Here is a 16,188-nt window from a genome sequence, read left to right on the forward strand (position 1 = left end):
CTGAGTGCCCCCACTCACGTGCCCCTCGCCCACGTGCGCGTCTCCTACCACCCCGACTACTTCGTCCCGCTCCGGCCGCGCCACCCCTTCCCGATGGCGAAATTCCCGGCGTTGCATGAGATCGTCCTCCGCGAGGGCCTCATCGCCCCCGCCGACGTGATTGCGCCGCGCGAGGCCGATTGGTCGGACCTGCTGCTCGTCCACACGCAGTCCTACCTCGACGCGCTCGCGGCCGGGCAGCAGTCGAAGCAGGAGGAGCGACGGATGGGGCTCCCGTGGTCGCCCGCGCTCGTGCGCCGGAGCCGCCTCGCCGTGCAGGGCACGATCAACGCGGCGCTGATGGCGCTGCACGACGGCGTCGCGGGCAACCTCGCGGGCGGCACGCACCACGCGATGCCGGGCCATGCCGAGGGCTTCTGCGTGCTCAACGACGTGGCCGTGGCGCTGCGCGTCGCCAAGCGCTCCGGCTGGATCCGCCGCGCGCTCGTCGTCGACCTCGACGTGCACCAGGGCAACGGCAACGCGGCGTTCTTCGCCGACGACCCGAGCGTCTACACCTTCTCGGTGCACGGCGCGAAGAACTACCCCTTCCGCAAGCCGCCCTCGTCCTGCGACGTGCCCCTCCCCGACGGCACCGACGACGCCGCCTACCTCGACACGCTGCGCCACCACCTCCCGGAGGTGCTCGCCGAGGCCGCCCCCGATCTGGTCGTCTACCTCGGCGGCGTGGACGTGCTCGACGGGGACCGCTTCGGGCGGCTCGCCCTCACCCGCGACGGCCTCGCCCGCCGCGACCGCTACGTCTGCGAAACCGTACGCGCCGCCGAACTCCCGCTGTGCCTGCTGCTCTCGGGCGGCTACGCCGAGACGCCCGCCGCCACCGCCGACCTCCACGCGACGATGTACCGCGAGGCCGTGCGGGCCTTTGAGACGGCGGTGCCCGCCGCGTCGTGACCTAGACGTTTTCTATGGTTTAGCAGGCCTACGTGTCCACGGTTCGCCTGCTTCTTGCCGCCGTATTGCAACGGCGCGGCGAGTTGGTGCTGCTTTCGACTGAGGCTTGAGGCACTTGGCTATGGCATCGGCCCTGTTTCTCGGTCATCGGCCCTGTTCGCTCGCCCTCCCATGCCGCTGCGCTCGCTCCTACTCGCGCTCGCCGCCCTCGTCACGATGGGCGCAGCAGCACCGTGGAGGCCCACCGCGCCCCTACCGCTCGATCTCCGCGCGAGCCGCGTCGAGTGGACCGTCTCGAAGGTGGGCAAGGACTACCACGGCCTCGTGAGCCTGGCCGCCGCCCGCCTCGACGTGTCCGACTCGACGCTCGCCGGGCACCTCCTCTTCGACATCAACGCTGCCACCTGCTCCAACGCGACCGGCCGCGAACTCGACGAGGTCATGGAGGTGATGCACGAGCGGCTCTTCGACACAGCGCACCACCCGCGCGGGCACCTGCTCATCCAGCACGCTCACCGCCTCGGCCCCGCCGACGCCGAGGGCTTTCTCCTGTTTGAGGTCACCGGCGACCTCCGCGTCCGGGGGCAATCGCAGGCCGTCACGTTCCCGGTGCGCGTCCGTCCGCATGCTACGTCCGGCACCGTCGCTGGTGAAGCCACGCTCACCATTGAGCGCGCCCGCTGGAACCTCCACTACGGCCCGAGTCTGCTCGATCAGGTCAAGGACCAGGCCATTGCAGACACGATCACCTTCCACGCGGTGTTTGTGGCGGGCTAGGTCGGGGGTGCTCCGCTTCACCGATAGGGCGCTTCCGGGCATGGCGTCACGCGCGCCCTGCACGCACTTCGATCTCCTCACTTCAGACCTCGCCGTGATCGTCGTGTGACGTTCGTGTAGCGTCGATTTGAGAAAGGATGACCCGCGCGTGAGGCGGCGGTAGGAGGCGACAGGGCAGATTGGAGCCAGATCGTTGCCCGGCCGGGATCGTCCCACGCGGGCAGGCTTCTCCAACCTCCTCCTCTCATGCTTCGCTCTCCTTCGCGCTCGCTCCTCGCAGCGCTCGTCCTCCCGCTCCTCCTCGCCGCCTGCGACGCGGGCGACCTCACCGGCGCCGAGTCGCCGGTCACCGTAGCCCCGACCTCCATCGAAGCCACCGTCGCGGCCGAGATCGACACGGCCACCCCCGAAACGATGCGCACGGCCGCGGCCGTCGCGGCGGACGCCTCCACGGGCGTCGAGGCGATCAGCGGCCCGACGACCATCACCGAGCCCGGCTTCTACACCCTCATGAACGGCTTCGCCACCGAGGGCGACGGCATCGTCATCCAGGCTGACAACGTGTTCCTCGACCTCGGCGGCTACACCATCACCGGCCCGGGCAACAAGGCCGGGCGCGGCATCGTGCTCGACGGTGTCACGCGCGTGCTCGTCACCAACGGCACCGTCGAGACGTTCGGCATCGGCGTGCAGTGGCTTGGCACCGACCGCACGGCCGTCGTGGGCGTGACCGTAGAGGGCGGCGACGAGTTCGCGGACCCGCCGAACGGCGTCGCGCCGCAGATCGGCTTCCTGCTCGTCAACAGCTCGCGCAACCGCGTGCTCGGCAACGTAGCCAACGACACCAACCTCGGCATCTTCGTCCGCGGCGGCGGCAGCTTCCGCAACCGCATCATCGGCAACCGCGCCGAGGCGGGCGAGTTTGGCCTGCTCGGCATCTGCTACAACCCCGCGCCGGACACCGAGGACCCGGCCGGTCCGCAGCGCGACCTCGTCGCGGGCAACGCACTCATCGGCTTCGGCGTCGGGATCCAGGTCAGCGCCGGGTCCGCCGAGAACCGCTTCGTCGAGAACCTGATCGGCTATCTGGAGTCGCCCTACGAGGACGCCAACGGCACGAACGTGTTCGACGACACGAACGAAACGTTCCAGATCGGCGACGGCGCGCGCGGCCCGGTCACGCTCTAGAGCGGCTGCATTCAGGGGCGTCGTCCTGGACGCTCCATCGCACAGCTTCTAGCGCTCTTGGCGCGCCTGCGGGGACGACTCGCGGGCGCGCCTTCGTTGTGGGGACAGGCCGCCGTTCTGCGCGGAGCGGCCTCAGTGCCACGGAGGTCAACGGGCGCTGGATGCTACCTTGCCGCTGGCTTCGCCCGCTTCCCATGTTCACGCTCACTCCGGCCTCGATCCCACTGCTCTGCCAGACGCTGCTGGCCGGGCTCACGGCGGCGTACCTGCTCGCGCTGCGCAGCCGCGTGCCCTCGACGCGCTGGCTCGCCAGCGCGATGGTGATGCTGGCGGGCTATGCCGGCTGCTTCTTGCTCTCCTCGGCGGTGCCCGTGACCTCCGTGACGGGCCTCTACGCCACCCTCGGGCTCTACTTCTTCGTCGCGGCGACCATCGCGGCCTTGGTGCAGTTCGCGTACACCTTCCTCGACGACCCCGTCCCGCGCGAGCGCCGCGCCGTGCGTGCCTTGTCCGCGGTGGTGCTCGCCGTGCTGGCAGGCGTGAGCATCTGGATTGCGGTGCGCCCCTCGCTCGTCGTGCTGGAACAGCTCTTTGTAGCCTACGGCGTCCTGCTCCTCGTGGGCATCGTATGGGCAGGGGTGGTACACGGGCGGCAGTATCGCCGCTTCCAGCGTGCGGCTGGGCGCGGGTGGTGGTCGCCCACCCGCGACGCACGCGGCCACCTCGCGTTCGGCTTCCTGACCGACGTCTTTGGCGCGATCGGCCTCGCCAACTTTCTCGTCTCGCTCGACATCATCGGGCTGCGCACCTTCCAGTACATCGCGCTTCTGTGCGGGCTGGCCGTGTCCCTCGGCTACGTGGTCGTCTTCATCAACCACGCGCGGGAGCCGACGATGGTGCAGGGCAAGCTCGTCGGGCTGGTGCTGGCGACGGTGCTGGCGTTCCTCGGGCTGGCCGGCGTGCGCCTTTTCAACCCGACGGACATCGCGCGCGAGGCTGGCAACGCGCTGCCGCGTCTCCAGACGATCCGCCTCACGCCCCTCGACGAGGGCGGCTACAAAGTCGCCACGCTCCCACCCGAGGCCGAGCCGACGGCGCCGCCACTCGGGCAGGCGCTCGCCGACACCGACCTCGCAGGCGGGCTCGCCCTCCCCTTCGCGTTCCCGCTGTTCGATGCCGCGTTCGCGACGGTCTACCCCAACCCCTACGGCGCGCTCCACTTCGACCAGCCAGTGGATCTCGCGGTGCCGTTTCTCAACACCGAGGGGCCTCTCATCGCGGCGCTTCTCGCCCCGTGCACGTCGAGTTGGGCGGAAGCACGCACCTTCGTCTACGCGCAGGACGACGCCGTGACGTTCACCTGGCGGCACGAGTACGAGTTTTCGCGGGGCGTCCCCGTCACCCTCCGTACAACGCTGCGGACCGACGGCTCCGTGGACCTCGGCTATGAAGGCCCGCCGATCGCGCCGACGTTCGGGCTGCGCGGCCTGTGGCAAGGAGGTCCCAGCATGGCGCTGCCCGTGGGCCTCGGCGGCGAGGCGCTGCTCGTCGAGCCCGGCCAGGGCCTCGTCGAGGACTTCGCCGCGCGCTACCGGCCGCGGGCCCACGCGAAGGTCGGACCGCTCGCGCGCCTCGTCTTCTTCGCCACGCTCTTCGTGCTGGGCGCGCTGCCGCTGTTCTTCCGGGCGAGCCTGCTGCAGCCGCTCGCGCACCTGCTCGCTGGTGTGCAGCGCATCGGGCGCGGTGAGCGCGACGCGCGGGTCGAAATCCGCTCGTCCGACGAACTAGGCGCGCTCGCCACAGGCTTCAACGAGATGGCCGACGCCGTGGCCGAGGCCAACCAGCAACTCAAGGCGTACGCCGAGACGCTCGAAGAGCGCGTCGAGGAGCGCACGGCGACGCTGCAGGCCGCCCTCGACCGCGAGCGAGCGATGCAGTCGCAGCTCGTCCAGTCCGAGAAGCTGGCGTCGCTGGGGCGGCTCACTGCGGGCATCGCGCACGAGATCAAGAACCCGCTCAACTTCGTCACCAACTTCGCCGCGCTCTCGGCGGACTACGTGGACGACCTCGCAGACCTCCTGCGCCGGGACCCCACCTCGCTCTCCGATGACGGTCGCGCCGAGGTGGGTGAGCTCCTCGCCGACCTCAGCACGAACGTCGCCAAGATCGAGGAGCACGGGCGGCGCGCCGACAGCATTGTGCGCGGCATGCTAGCGCACGCGCGGGGCGGCGAAGGCGAGCGCCGGACCGTTGAGGTGAACGCCCTCGCCGAGGAGTTCCTGAGCCTAGCCTACCACGGGATGCGCGCTCGGCACCCCAGCTGCCAGGTCACGCTGGAGCGCGACTTCGATCCCGACGCTGGCGCCGTTGAGGTACTGCCGCAGGACCTCGGCCGGGTGCTGCTCAACCTGCTCTCCAATGCCTTCGAGGCCGTCCGCGGCTATGCCCAACCTGCCTCCGGCGACAGCGTCGCGCCGAGCGCCCCCGCAGGCTACCGCCCCACCGTCACCGTGCGCACGCGTCGCACCTTAGACCGCGTGACGATCACTGTTGCCGACAACGGCCCGGGCGTGCCGCACGAGGCGCAGGCGCGTCTCTTCGAGCCGTTCTTCACCACCAAGCCAACCGGCGAAGGGACCGGCTTGGGCCTCTCCATCAGCCACGACATCGCGCAGAGTCACGGCGGGAGTCTTACGTTTGAGGACCGCCGCAGCGACGTTCACGCTTCCACGGGTGCGGCCTTCGTGCTTACGCTGCCCACCGACCCGACCGTTCCACTCTCGTCGTCCCCCGCGTCTGTGCCATGAGCCTCTGGTCGACCCTCATGGGCTCGGATCCCGACACGGCCTACCTGCACCGCAGCCCGCTCTTTGCGGCGCTCTCGGATCGGGAACGCAGCCAGCTTCACCGCGCGATGCACGAGCGCTACTACATGGCAGGCGCGACCATCTTCCGCAAGGGCGACCCTGGGCTCGGCCTGTTCGTCCTGCGTGAGGGCGAGGCCGTCGTCGTCACCGAACCCGACGACCGGATCGTGCACACCCTCCGCACAGGGGACTGCTTCGGCGAGATCGCGTTGCTCCACGAGGCGGTCCGCTCCGCTACCGTCCGCGCGAAGAGCGACACGCACATGGCCGTCCTCGCCCAGCCGATGCTGCGCAAGCTCGTCGACCAGCGCCCCCGGCTGGCCGCGAAGTTGCTGTGGTCCGTCGCCCAAGCTACCGGCCAGCGGCTGATCGACGTGAGCGAAGAGCTAGCTCAACTCCGCCAGCGTAGCACGCCGCGCTGAGGCAACGACGGGCCCCGTACGATCCTGGGTGCGCACAGCGTCTTCGTGCTCCGGGCCGCTCCTGCCCGGATGCCGCCCCTCAGCGAGTCTCTCTCCTACGACGATATTCTCGGCGATAGACTCCTCGGCAAGTGCTGCCTGAAGGCGCGTCCTTAGCGCTCGGTAGGCGTCCTGGACCGCATTCACGTCGGGCCTGTGCGTCGACACGTCTCCGGCGAGCAGCACCTGTTCGAGCTGCTGGCACGCATCGGCGAGCGCCTCGGCGCCGAGCAGCGCGGCGCTCGAGCGCAGCGTCTGGGCCGCCCTGCGCGCCGTATCCTGGTCGCCGCGGTAGAGCGCGTCGTAGATCTCGCCCAGCAGCAGCGGTCCGCCCGCCAGGAAGCTGGTCAGCATCTCGTGGACGAACACCGGGTCGTCGTCGTCGATGAGCTGCGCCAGGCGTGCTCGCAGCGTTCGGTAGAACTGGGCGGCCGCCTGGTGAGATGGCGCTTCCACGATCGGCTCCGCGCGCCCAGGTCTCTCCACTGTGTCTGCGGCGTCCGTCGGACTGGCCGCGCGGTCGGCGTCGTCCTGTGGCAGGAGTCGCGCCTCGTCCAAGATCTCAGCAAGAGCGTCGAGACTGAACGGCTTCGCGAGATAGGCGTCCATGCCCGCCTCCAAGAACGCGTCCCGATCCCCGTCCATGGCCTCAGCGGTCAGTGCCACGATGCGCGGCTGCACGTCGAGATCCAGCGCACGGATGGCATGCGTGGCAGCCACTCCGTCCATGACGGGCATCTGTACGTCCATCAGCACGAGGTCGTAGGGGGTGCGCTGCACCGCCTCCACCGCTTCGCGCCCGTGAATCGCCAGGTCGGCATCGACGCCGAGGCGTTCGAGGAGACGTAGCGCCACCTTCTGGTTGGTCGCGTGGTCTTCGACGATCAGCACACGCAGACCTGCTCCGTCCGTCGCCGTCCGCGTGGACTTCTTCGCGTGCGTCGTGTGAGCGGGCACTAGGATCGCGTGCAGGGTCTCGTGCAGCGCGGCGTCCTTCACGGGCTTCGTGAGCCGCGCGGCCAGAGGCAGGCCAATGACGGGCTGCTGGAGGCTTGCAAGCCCCACGACGGGCAGGGCCGGGTGCTGGGTGTGCAAGCGCTCCACACGCGCCGCGCTCGCCTCGTCCGCAGTCAGGTCCAGCAATAGTACGTGACACCGGTACCCGTTCTCCAACGCTACTTCCACGTCGTCGAGCGCGGTGTAGGGCGTGGCATCGAGCCCCCATGCACGCAGGCGTACGACGAGAGCTTCACGGAGCGCCCGGTTCGGCACCGTCACGCCCACGGCAAAGCTGGTCAGCACGCTTACCTCCTGCACGTCGTCGGCTATGGCCGGTGCCTCGATCGTCACCGTGAAGGTCGAGCCCACCCCGACAATGCTGTGCGCGGTGATGCTCCCTCCGAGCAAGCGGGCGAGGCGCTTGCAAATGTGGAGGCCGAGCCCCGTACCCTCCCGCTGGCGCTCGGCCTGCTGGTAGGGACGGAAAAGCTGTCCAAGCACGCCCTGCGGGATGCCTTCGCCGGTGTCGCGCACCTCGAAGACGAGTCGGTCGGAGCCGGGCTGCTCGGGCCGCACAGCGACCACAACCTCGCCCTCGGCCGTGTGGCGCACGGCGTTGGCCAGGAGGTTGACTAGGATCTGCCGAAGCCGTGTCGGGTCCGTCTCGATCTGCTCTGGGATGCTGGGTGCGGGCGCATAGACCAGGTCGAGGCCCTTGCCTGCAGCCTGCGACGCCACGAGGTCGAACGCGGCCTCGACCAGCGGGCGCAACGCTACCGGCCGGGGGTCCAGCTTCACCTCCCCCGCCTCGATCTTCGAGAGGTCGAGCACGTCGTTGATGAGCGTGAGCAGCACGTCGCCGGAGGAGCGGATCGTGCTCACGAAGTCGCGCTGGGCGCCGTCGAGGCGGCTCTCATCGAGGAGGCTCGCCATCCCGATGACGCCGTTCATGGGCGTGCGGATCTCGTGACTCATCGCGGCGAGGAAGGCGCTCTTAGCCTGCACGTTCGCCTCGGCGTGGGCGTGCGCCTCCTCCAGCCGTTCAACGTCGTGCTGGAGACCTTCGGCGCGTCGAAGGGCGGCGCCGACCGCCTGTTCGATGCTCTTCCCGAGGGGACGCACTACCAGGAGCGCATAGCTGCTCAACAGCAGCGTCACCACGGCCAGCTTCGCTGCGAGTGAGTCCCAGGCATGCGCCAGCACCAACGTCAGCAGGACGAGCGCAGCCAGGATGAGCTGCGTGAGCAGGAGCGTGCGGCGGAGTTCACGAGCAGTCGGGTGATCCATCCGGGCGAGGGGCGAAGCGAAACGGCGGGACGCGGACTTGCGGCCTCTCGCCCAGATCGGCAACAACTGTGCCCAGGGAAGCTACCTGACGCCACCACAGCCAGGCAGCACCCAGGAAAACCCGCACCCCTACGCCACCGTTACCTACACGGTTGGTCCCAATGCAGCGCGCCGCCCGACCGATGTCGAGCGGCGCACTGTGTATGCAGGATGCCGACGGCCTTACTTGCCGTTGACGGCCAGCTCTGGCTCTTCGGCCACGCTATCACCTTCCATCTCGTCGGCGGGCAGCATGCCGAGCTCGCGGCGGACGGTGTGCCTAATCTCCTCGCGGTAGCCAGGCTCATCGAGGAGCCACTGCTTCGTCGCCTCGCGTCCCTGGCCGATCTTGACGTCGCCGTAGCTGTACCACGAGCCCGACTTCTGGATCACGTCGGCCTCCACAGCGAGATCGATCAGCTCACCCGTGGACGAGATACCCTCGCCGTAGATGATGTCGAACTCGACCATCTTAAACGGCGGGGCGACCTTGTTCTTGACCACCTTCACGCGCGTGCGGTTGCCGATCACGTCGCTGCCGTCCTTGATCGCGCCGATGCGGCGGATGTCCATGCGGACGGACGAGTAGAACTTGAGCGCGCGGCCGCCGGTCGTGGTCTCGGGGCTGCCCCAGGAGACGCCGATCTTCTCGCGGATCTGGTTGATGAAGATGAGGCACGTCTTCGTGCGATTGATGGTGCCGGTGAGCTTGCGCAGCGCCTGGCTCATCAGGCGGGCCTGAAGGCCCACGTGCGAGTCACCCATGTCGCCCTCGATCTCGGACTTGGGCACGAGCGCCGCGACCGAGTCGATCACGACCACATCGAGCGCGCCGGAGCGGACGAGCACGTCGCAGATCTCCAGCGCCTGCTCGCCCGTGTCCGGCTGCGAGACGAGGAGGTCGTCCGTGTCGACGCCCAGCTTCTCAGCATAGGACGAGTCGAAGGCATGCTCGGCGTCGATGAAGGCGCAGGTGCCGCCTACCTTCTGGGCCTCGGCGATGATGTGGGTGGCGAGCGTCGTCTTGCCCGACGATTCCGGGCCGTAGATCTCGACGATGCGCCCGCGCGGCACGCCGCCGATGCCCAGGCCGTGGTCGAGCATGAGCGAGCCGGTCGAGATGGCCTCGATGCGGACCTTGGGGGCCTCGCCGAGCTTCATGATGGCGCCTTTGCCATACTGCTTCTCGATCTGCTTCATTGCCAGACCGAGCGCCTTCTGGCGGGCGGCGTCGTTGACGTTGGGATCAGCCATGTTCCTCAAAGATGACAAGATGGATGGGGGACGCGCGCCACGTCGGCAGTTTGATGGGGTCGCCGTGTCGGGTGGGCAGCGCATTACAACGAATGCAGCAGCAAGCTAGCGCCAGGCACGTGTCAGCCCTATGTCACAGGCTCGCTGCGGTCGATCTGCCTCTTCAGACACAAGCGATGCTGGAATGTAACCTGACCTCTCGTCTACGGGTGCCAGCCCGCCGTGTTTTCGCCCAACTAGCTCCAGCGGCGATCCCGTACCGTACAAACGGGCACCCCAGCTATCGCCGAGGTGCCCGTTGCAGTCTCCCTCAGGAGACGCCGTTGCGTCAGGTCACCGCACCACCATGAACCGGCGGGCCTCGCTGAAGGTCTGGCCGACGACCTGGAGGACGTAGGTCCCCGCAGGCAGGTCGTTCGTGGCGAAGGACACCTGCGTCGGCGTGCCCGGTCCTGTTTGACCGTCGAAGACCACACGAACGGTACGCCCGAGGACGTCGTAGACCGTCGCCTGCACGGGCTCAGCCGTCGGGGTAGAGAGCCGCACGCTGGCCTGGGCCGTCGTGGGGTTGGGGTGCACGGCGCTGAGTTCAAGCTGGTTGGGCAGCGTAGGACCCTCGGCAGCCACGGGGTTGGCCGTGGCATCTACCTCGATCACGAAGCGCTCGGCGGGCTCACCCTCGGCCTGTTCGAAGGCGTAGCGCGACGCGGTGCGCACGTCGACGCGCGCGCCGGTCACGGTGTCCACGAGTTCGACGCGCCACACCTCGGGCACGTTTTCGAGGACGGGCCAGCGCAGCTCGAAGGACGACGCCGTTCCGAACGACGCATAGGCGAGCGGGATCGACACGACCTTGCCCGGATTGAGCGGGAGCGACTCCTGCACCTTCCAGCGCGTCTCCCCGGCGCGGTCGCCCAGGAACGCCGCGAAGGCATACGGGACGGCGAACGACCCGAGCGACGAGGCATCGAACACGTCCCATCCCTCGCTTGCCCCGTCTGTGAAGAGTAGGGTGATCGGGTTGGCAATGGGCCGCCCGTCCTCGGCTGCGGTGGCGAGCTCGAAGCGGATGTAGCGCTCTTCGAGGGCTGCCTGGCGCCCGACGAAGCTGCCTCCCGTAGTCTGCTGGGCGACATCGTACGTCACGTCGATCGCGATGCCGACTGGCGGCGTGAGCAGCCCAGCGACTAGCACCTCGATCCAGTAGCCCTGCCACGGGGCGACCACCTGCGGGTTGCCGCCGGCCCCGGTCCGCGAGTAGGAGACGTAGCCGCCCACTCCGGCATTGGCGGCGGCATCCCAGATGGAGACGACATCCTGAATAACGAGCGGGTCGACGCCGGTGACCGGCGCTACCGACACCCCGCTCAGGTTGAAGCTCTCCGTGAAGGGGTTGCCCGCGATGTAGAACCCGTCGTTGGGGTCGCGGCCCACAAACCGGACGGTTTTATTGGCGGCAAGTGCGGTCCCCGGGGTAGTCAGCGCGATGGGAAGCTGCTCGACGACGCTCGTGCCGCCGCCTGTGAGCGTAGGCGGGCTCGCTGCGTCGAAGAAGTACCACCAGAAGCCTGCGCCCGGTTCGAGCACGTCGGTGAGGGCCGTTGCCGGGGCGTAGCCATCGTTGCCGCCGGGCGTCTGATTGCCATCGTAGCTCAGGAAGAGGTTGGGCGGGTCGGTCGGGTACTCCGTGCCTACACCCCGGACCAGGTTGAGCGGGAGCACATCGCTCACGGTCAAGCCGTCGAGGGGAGCCGAGAGCAGGCGCCAGCCCTCTGCCGTGGAGGTGGCGACGACCGCCTGTCCGTTCGTGGCGAGCGGCGTCGGCGTGATGACCTCGGTCGTGGTGCCACGCTGCACGCGCTGGATCGACAGGCCTTCGGTCGGCGAACCAAAGTCCTCGACACCGAGGTTTGTCGTACACACGGTTGGGTTGGTAACCGTCCGTCCGCCATAGACGAGTCCGATGTACTCGCCCGAGGCTGGGTTGCAGAGATAGAGTCCTTCGGACCCGTCGTTGATGACGGAGATCGACGAGCCGTCGCTGATGTCGAAGTAGCCCGCCGGCACTGTGCCGTCGTAGTCAAAGATGATGACGATGAACTCGCCCGGCGCGACCACGAGGCTTCCGGGGATGGTCAGTTTCAGCCCGGCAGCGTCGTAGATCTCGTAGCCGTTGAGGTCCACGTTGGCCGTCCCGTTGTTGACGAACTCGATGAACTCGTCGTCGCGCTCGAAGACGCCGTCGCCGTCGGTATCGAACCCCGACGTTGATGAGATATTGGGTTTAGGAAGGACTTCGTTGAAGATGATGCCATTCAAGCTGGCTTGCCCCACAGCGGCGTTGGTGGCCGCATAGAGCAGAAAAAGGACGGTACAGAGTCGGATCACAGTAGCCTCTGGGTTGTGTGCATGAAGGGGTCCCAAGAGGACGCTTACTGGTCGTGCCGGCGGAGGCGGCGAGCCGCATACCCCGCACCGGCGAGGGCGAGAAGGCCCAGTCCCCCGTCGATCGGGACTTCCGGAGGGTTGGGCGTGCTCTCATCCATCGGAGGCTCGACCTGCGGCGCGCTGGAGGCGGCATCGGAGGGGGCCGCCCAGTCCGGAAGCGACTGAGCCTGAGTGTTAGGAATCCACGAGACAGCGGCGACTAGCCCTGCCACCAGGGCCATTCGAGGCGTAACCATAGCTAAGAAAGGTGTGTGCGAAAGGAGGGGGCGCTGCCCGCAGGTCACATGCAGAGCAGCTAGCTCCATTATACGACGTTTGATTGTGCGACACATGATGTCCCCTCATTTCTTCGGCGTTTGCTTCATCCGGCGCGGCGCCTGGTGCGGCGCCTGGTGCGGCGCCCGGCGCGCATCTGCGAGGCAGGCCTCAAACGACAACGAGCACCCCAGCCGCCGCCGGGGTGCTCGTGTTGGCCGTCGTGCACGGACGCTTAGCCTATGAGCGCCTTCAGCTTGTCGAGGTTGACCTGCACGTGGTCCGCCGACTCCTGCATGAGCGCCTGCTCGTCGGCGTCGAGATCGAGTTCGACGACCTCCTTAACGCCACCCGCGCCGAGCTTGAGCGGCACGCCGATGAACATGTCGGTGAGGCCGTACTCGCCGTTGCAGTAGCCTGCGCCTGGCAGCACGCGGCCCGAGTCCTTGACGATGGCCTCGACCATCTCGGCGGCCGCTGCACCGGGCGCGTACCACGCCGAGGTGCCCATGAGGCCGACGATCTCGCCGCCGCCCTTCTTCGTGCGCTCGACGATCTCTTCGAGGCGCTCGGCCGAGAGGAACTTCGTGATCGGCGTGCCCGCGACGTTGGTGAAGCGCGGGAGCGGCACCATCGTGTCGCCGTGGCCGCCGAGGAGCATCGCCTGGATGTCGCGCACGGAGACGCCGATCTCCATGGCGAGGAAGCTGCGGTAGCGCGCCGTGTCGAGGACGCCGGCCATGCCCATCACGCGGGACGGCTCGAAGCCGGACGTCTGATAGGCGGCGTAGACCATCGCGTCGAGCGGGTTCGAGACGATGATGAGGATTGTGTTGGGGCTCTGGGCGACGATCTGCTCGGTGACGCTGGAGACGATCTCGGCGTTCTTAGCGAGGAGGTCGTCGCGGCTCATGCCCGGCTTGCGCGGGAGGCCGGCGGTGATGACGGTGATGTCCGAGCCCGCGGTGAGCGCGTAGTCGTCGCCGCCGACCAGCTTGGTGTCGAAGCCGTGGATGGGGGCCGACTCCCAGAGGTCGAGCGCCTTGCCCTTGGCGACGCCGTCGCGGATGTCGATGAGGGCGATCTCGTTGACGATGTCCATGCGCGCGACGCACTCGGCGACGGTCGCGCCGACGTTGCCCGCGCCTACAACGGTGAGCTTCATAGCTGTTGGGGGTGTGGTTGGTATGAGAACGGCGAAGCGCCGAACCCTGCCGGACCGAGCCCGACGGAAGCGCTTCGGAATGGGTATGGATGCAGTATAGCCGGTCTGTGCATCCCGGTGAAGCCGTCAGCGGGCCCCTACCTTGAACGCACCGAAAATTGGCAGCCTTACGCCACGAGCGAAGTCACCACGTGAACGGCGTCCCCACACGAAAGAGAGCACGCCCGACCTGGAAGTCCAGGCCAGGCGTGCGGGAGGGCCGTTCCACCACAAACGGCCCTATCGCTACCCATAGCGCCATCGCGCACGGAAGTGGATCATCGCACGACCGTGAACCTCCGCGCTAGCGTGACCGTGGGTGTGACCGAGCGGACAAGGTAGACCCCAGCAGGCAACCGCGCCGCATCGAGCGCGAGCGGATGCGTCCCTGCGGCGAGGAGGCCGTCATGGAGCGTCGCCACGCGGCGGCCGAGCAGGTCATGGATGGCGGTGTGCACGTCCGCGGCCTCTGGCAACGTCACAGCCACCGTAGTCGCGGCGGCGGCCGGGTTCGGGTAGACCTGCACGTCGAGCGCAGCCTCGTTGGGCGCGCCCTCGGTGGGCAACGGATTGGTGTCGCTCGCAAACACGAACTCGCCGAGTCGGGTGAAGCCCGTCGCTACGATCTCGCCCGCGTCCGCGTCGTAGGTCGTCGTCAGCGGCTCGAAGTCGCCGCCCCCAACGTATTGGCGGCGGTAGACGACAATGCCTGCGGGGTCGACGATGCCCGGCATGGGGATGTCATCGACGTTGAAGCGCACCTCGCTCGCCGCAGCCACAAGGCGCAGGTCGCGCTCGGGAATGATCGTCCAGCGGTACGGCGCGACCTCCTGCTCTGGAATCTCCGCGGCATCGAGCGGTGCGGTGCGATAGCGCGTCACGACGACGTTCGCCCCACCTCCCGCTGTCCGTTCGCCGCCCTCCGGTTCCGCCGCGACGAGGTCCAGCACGAGCGTGACCGCCGTCCCATCGAACGAATAGGTGCCATCGTTGCCAACCACTGTCTCGGCCTTCGCCTCGGCGCCCTCCCCCGTCAACGCCTGAACGCGCGCCCCGTCCAGCACCCCGACAAACCCGATGTTGGCGCCTTGCGTAGGGGCTCCAACCGCGATCTCGTTGAGGCCGTCTCCGTTGATGTCGCCCAGGGTCGCGAAGGACTGGCCGAAGCGCCACTCGAACGTCGTGGGGAAGTCGGGAAGGCTCGGATAGACTTCGGCGAGGTCCGTCGCGAAGTCCTGGCCGATGGTGGCGCCGCTGGTGATGAAGACCGCGCCCGAGAACGGCGCCGTCAGCGGCGGCGGGAGAAACTCGAAGCGGTTGAACTGCCGGAGCGCCGAAATCCCGACATCGTCGACACCGTCATCGTCGTAGTCGCCGACGTTCTGGATGTCCCAGCCGTAGAAGCGCTCGGCCTGCCGCTCCTCCTCAGCGTAAGTACCGATGCGTGCGCCGGTCGCGCCGTTGAAGAACGAGACCGTCCCGTCGCGGATGCTGCCGTTGACGCCCTCGAACGGGGCGCCCACGGCCACATCGGGCACGCCATCACCCGTCACGTCGCCCAGCGCGGCGAGGCTGATACCGAAGACACCGTCTGCCTGGGCGTTGCCGGACGTCAAGGTGTGCACCACCGCGCCGTCGGCACCGTCGATCACGAACGCCCGACCGGCGTCGGTTATGCTGCCCACGTCGGCATTGGGCGCACTGGCGAGGAGGTCGGGAACGCCGTCACCCGTTAGGTCGGCGGCCGCCTCGACGCGGCTCAGATAGGTGAACGCTTGGTCGAGGTCGGCCGTGGAGGTCCAGAGCAGGGCCCCGTCGGCTCCGCTGAAGGCATAGAGCGCGCCGATGTCCTCACGCGGCGTCCCACCGATGGTCAGATCTTCGTCGCTGGCGGCAACGACGTGGTCTTCGAAGCCGTCGCCGTTGAGATCGCCTGGGGCCGCCACGGCAAACCCGAAGAAGCCGTTTGCCTGGGCGTTCGGCGAGGTGAGCGTGCGAAGCGTGGACCCGTCGCTCCCGCTCACGAGGTAGACCACACCGGCGATGGCCTGCCCGGCTGCGGGGTCGTTGCTACCGACGATGAGATCCGGCACGCCGTCGGTGTTCATGTCGCCTGTGACCGCTAGCGAGCGACCGAAGAAGCTATTCGACGCGTTCGTGCGCGAGGCGACAGTTCGGATCACGCTCCCGTTGACTCCGCTCAAGAGGTATACCCGGCCTCGGGCCCCCTGCTCGTCGGGCGCCCCCACGACAAAGTCGGGGACCCCGTCGTCATCGACATCTCCTGCCGCAACCACGACCGAACCGAAGAAGCCGTCGTTCTGGCTGTTTGGGCTTCGGGCGGAATAGAGCGAGGTGAGCACCTGCGCCTGAAGCGGAACGGCGAGCACGCCGCCGAACAGTAGTAGACAGAGCGACGGGGCAAGAAGCGAACGGAGTGCGCGCATGACCGGTG

Annotated in this window: 11 protein-coding genes; 5 read left to right on the forward strand and 6 right to left on the reverse strand. The window is 68.1% G+C overall.

Annotation, left to right across the window (positions count from 1 at the left end):
- Window positions 1-18: 18 nt before the first annotated feature.
- From AAFU51_05165 to AAFU51_05185, 5 genes are all read left to right on the forward strand, one after another.
- Window positions 19-954, forward strand: a complete 936-nt coding sequence (locus AAFU51_05165) for a histone deacetylase (GenBank protein MEO1570639.1) — start codon at window positions 19-21, stop codon at window positions 952-954.
- A gap of 171 nt (window positions 955-1,125) precedes the next feature.
- The gene (locus AAFU51_05170; protein MEO1570640.1) at window positions 1,126-1,731 is read left to right on the forward strand and encodes a YceI family protein; all 606 of its coding nucleotides are present in this window, start codon (window positions 1,126-1,128) and stop codon (window positions 1,729-1,731) included.
- Between the two features lie 246 nt (window positions 1,732-1,977).
- Window positions 1,978-2,919, forward strand: coding sequence for a right-handed parallel beta-helix repeat-containing protein (locus AAFU51_05175; GenBank protein MEO1570641.1), 942 nt, complete (start codon window positions 1,978-1,980; stop codon window positions 2,917-2,919).
- 194 nt (window positions 2,920-3,113) lie between these two features.
- Window positions 3,114-5,726, forward strand: a complete 2,613-nt coding sequence (locus AAFU51_05180) for an ATP-binding protein (GenBank protein ID MEO1570642.1) — start codon at window positions 3,114-3,116, stop codon at window positions 5,724-5,726.
- Window positions 5,723-6,208, forward strand: coding sequence for a cyclic nucleotide-binding domain-containing protein (locus tag AAFU51_05185; GenBank protein ID MEO1570643.1), 486 nt, complete (start codon window positions 5,723-5,725; stop codon window positions 6,206-6,208). The genes AAFU51_05180 and AAFU51_05185 overlap by 4 nt, the downstream gene beginning before the upstream one ends.
- On the opposite strand, the gene AAFU51_05190 is transcribed toward AAFU51_05185, so the two are convergent.
- The 6 genes from AAFU51_05190 to AAFU51_05215 all read right to left on the reverse strand — a co-directional run bounded on the left by AAFU51_05190 (window position 6,173) and on the right by AAFU51_05215 (window position 16,180).
- Window positions 6,173-8,533: an ATP-binding protein gene (locus tag AAFU51_05190; protein MEO1570644.1), complete on the reverse strand. Its 2,361-nt coding sequence runs from the start codon at window positions 8,531-8,533 to the stop codon at window positions 6,173-6,175. The genes AAFU51_05185 and AAFU51_05190 overlap by 36 nt on opposite strands.
- 222 nt (window positions 8,534-8,755) lie before the next feature.
- On the reverse strand, window positions 8,756-9,826 hold the full coding sequence (gene recA, locus AAFU51_05195; GenBank protein ID MEO1570645.1) for a recombinase RecA: 1,071 nt from the start codon (window positions 9,824-9,826) through the stop codon (window positions 8,756-8,758).
- Between the two features lie 333 nt (window positions 9,827-10,159).
- Window positions 10,160-12,214, reverse strand: coding sequence for a lamin tail domain-containing protein (locus tag AAFU51_05200; GenBank protein MEO1570646.1), 2,055 nt, complete (start codon window positions 12,212-12,214; stop codon window positions 10,160-10,162).
- A 44-nt stretch (window positions 12,215-12,258) separates the two neighbouring features.
- Complete coding sequence (locus AAFU51_05205; protein MEO1570647.1) at window positions 12,259-12,510, reverse strand: hypothetical protein; 252 nt, start codon at window positions 12,508-12,510, stop codon at window positions 12,259-12,261.
- A gap of 254 nt (window positions 12,511-12,764) precedes the next feature.
- A complete protein-coding gene (gene mdh / locus AAFU51_05210) occupies window positions 12,765-13,694 on the reverse strand; it encodes a malate dehydrogenase (GenBank protein MEO1570648.1) in 930 nt (309 codons plus the stop codon).
- Window positions 13,695-14,011: 317 nt separating this feature from the next.
- Window positions 14,012-16,180 carry a T9SS type A sorting domain-containing protein gene (locus AAFU51_05215; GenBank protein MEO1570649.1) on the reverse strand — a complete coding sequence of 723 codons (2,169 nt, stop codon included), beginning with the start codon at window positions 16,178-16,180 and terminating at the stop codon, window positions 14,012-14,014.
- Between the last annotated feature and the right edge of the window lie 8 nt (window positions 16,181-16,188).

The organism is Bacteroidota bacterium, from assembly GCA_039821555.1.
GTDB lineage: Bacteria > Bacteroidota > Rhodothermia > Rhodothermales > Rubricoccaceae > JBCBEX01.

Coding starts and splice junctions, on each gene's coding strand:
- AAFU51_05170 (MEO1570640.1), top strand. CDS start 1,126: ATGCCGCTGCGCTCGCTCCTACTCGCGCTCGCCGCCCTCGTCACGATG.
- AAFU51_05175 (MEO1570641.1), top strand. CDS start 1,978: ATGCTTCGCTCTCCTTCGCGCTCGCTCCTCGCAGCGCTCGTCCTCCCG.
- AAFU51_05180 (MEO1570642.1), top strand. CDS start 3,114: ATGTTCACGCTCACTCCGGCCTCGATCCCACTGCTCTGCCAGACGCTG.
- AAFU51_05185 (MEO1570643.1), top strand. CDS start 5,723: ATGAGCCTCTGGTCGACCCTCATGGGCTCGGATCCCGACACGGCCTAC.
- AAFU51_05190 (MEO1570644.1), bottom strand. CDS start 8,533: ATGGATCACCCGACTGCTCGTGAACTCCGCCGCACGCTCCTGCTCACG.
- recA (MEO1570645.1), bottom strand. CDS start 9,826: ATGGCTGATCCCAACGTCAACGACGCCGCCCGCCAGAAGGCGCTCGGT.
- AAFU51_05205 (MEO1570647.1), bottom strand. CDS start 12,510: ATGGTTACGCCTCGAATGGCCCTGGTGGCAGGGCTAGTCGCCGCTGTC.
- mdh (MEO1570648.1), bottom strand. CDS start 13,694: ATGAAGCTCACCGTTGTAGGCGCGGGCAACGTCGGCGCGACCGTCGCC.
- AAFU51_05215 (MEO1570649.1), bottom strand. CDS start 16,180: ATGCGCGCACTCCGTTCGCTTCTTGCCCCGTCGCTCTGTCTACTACTG.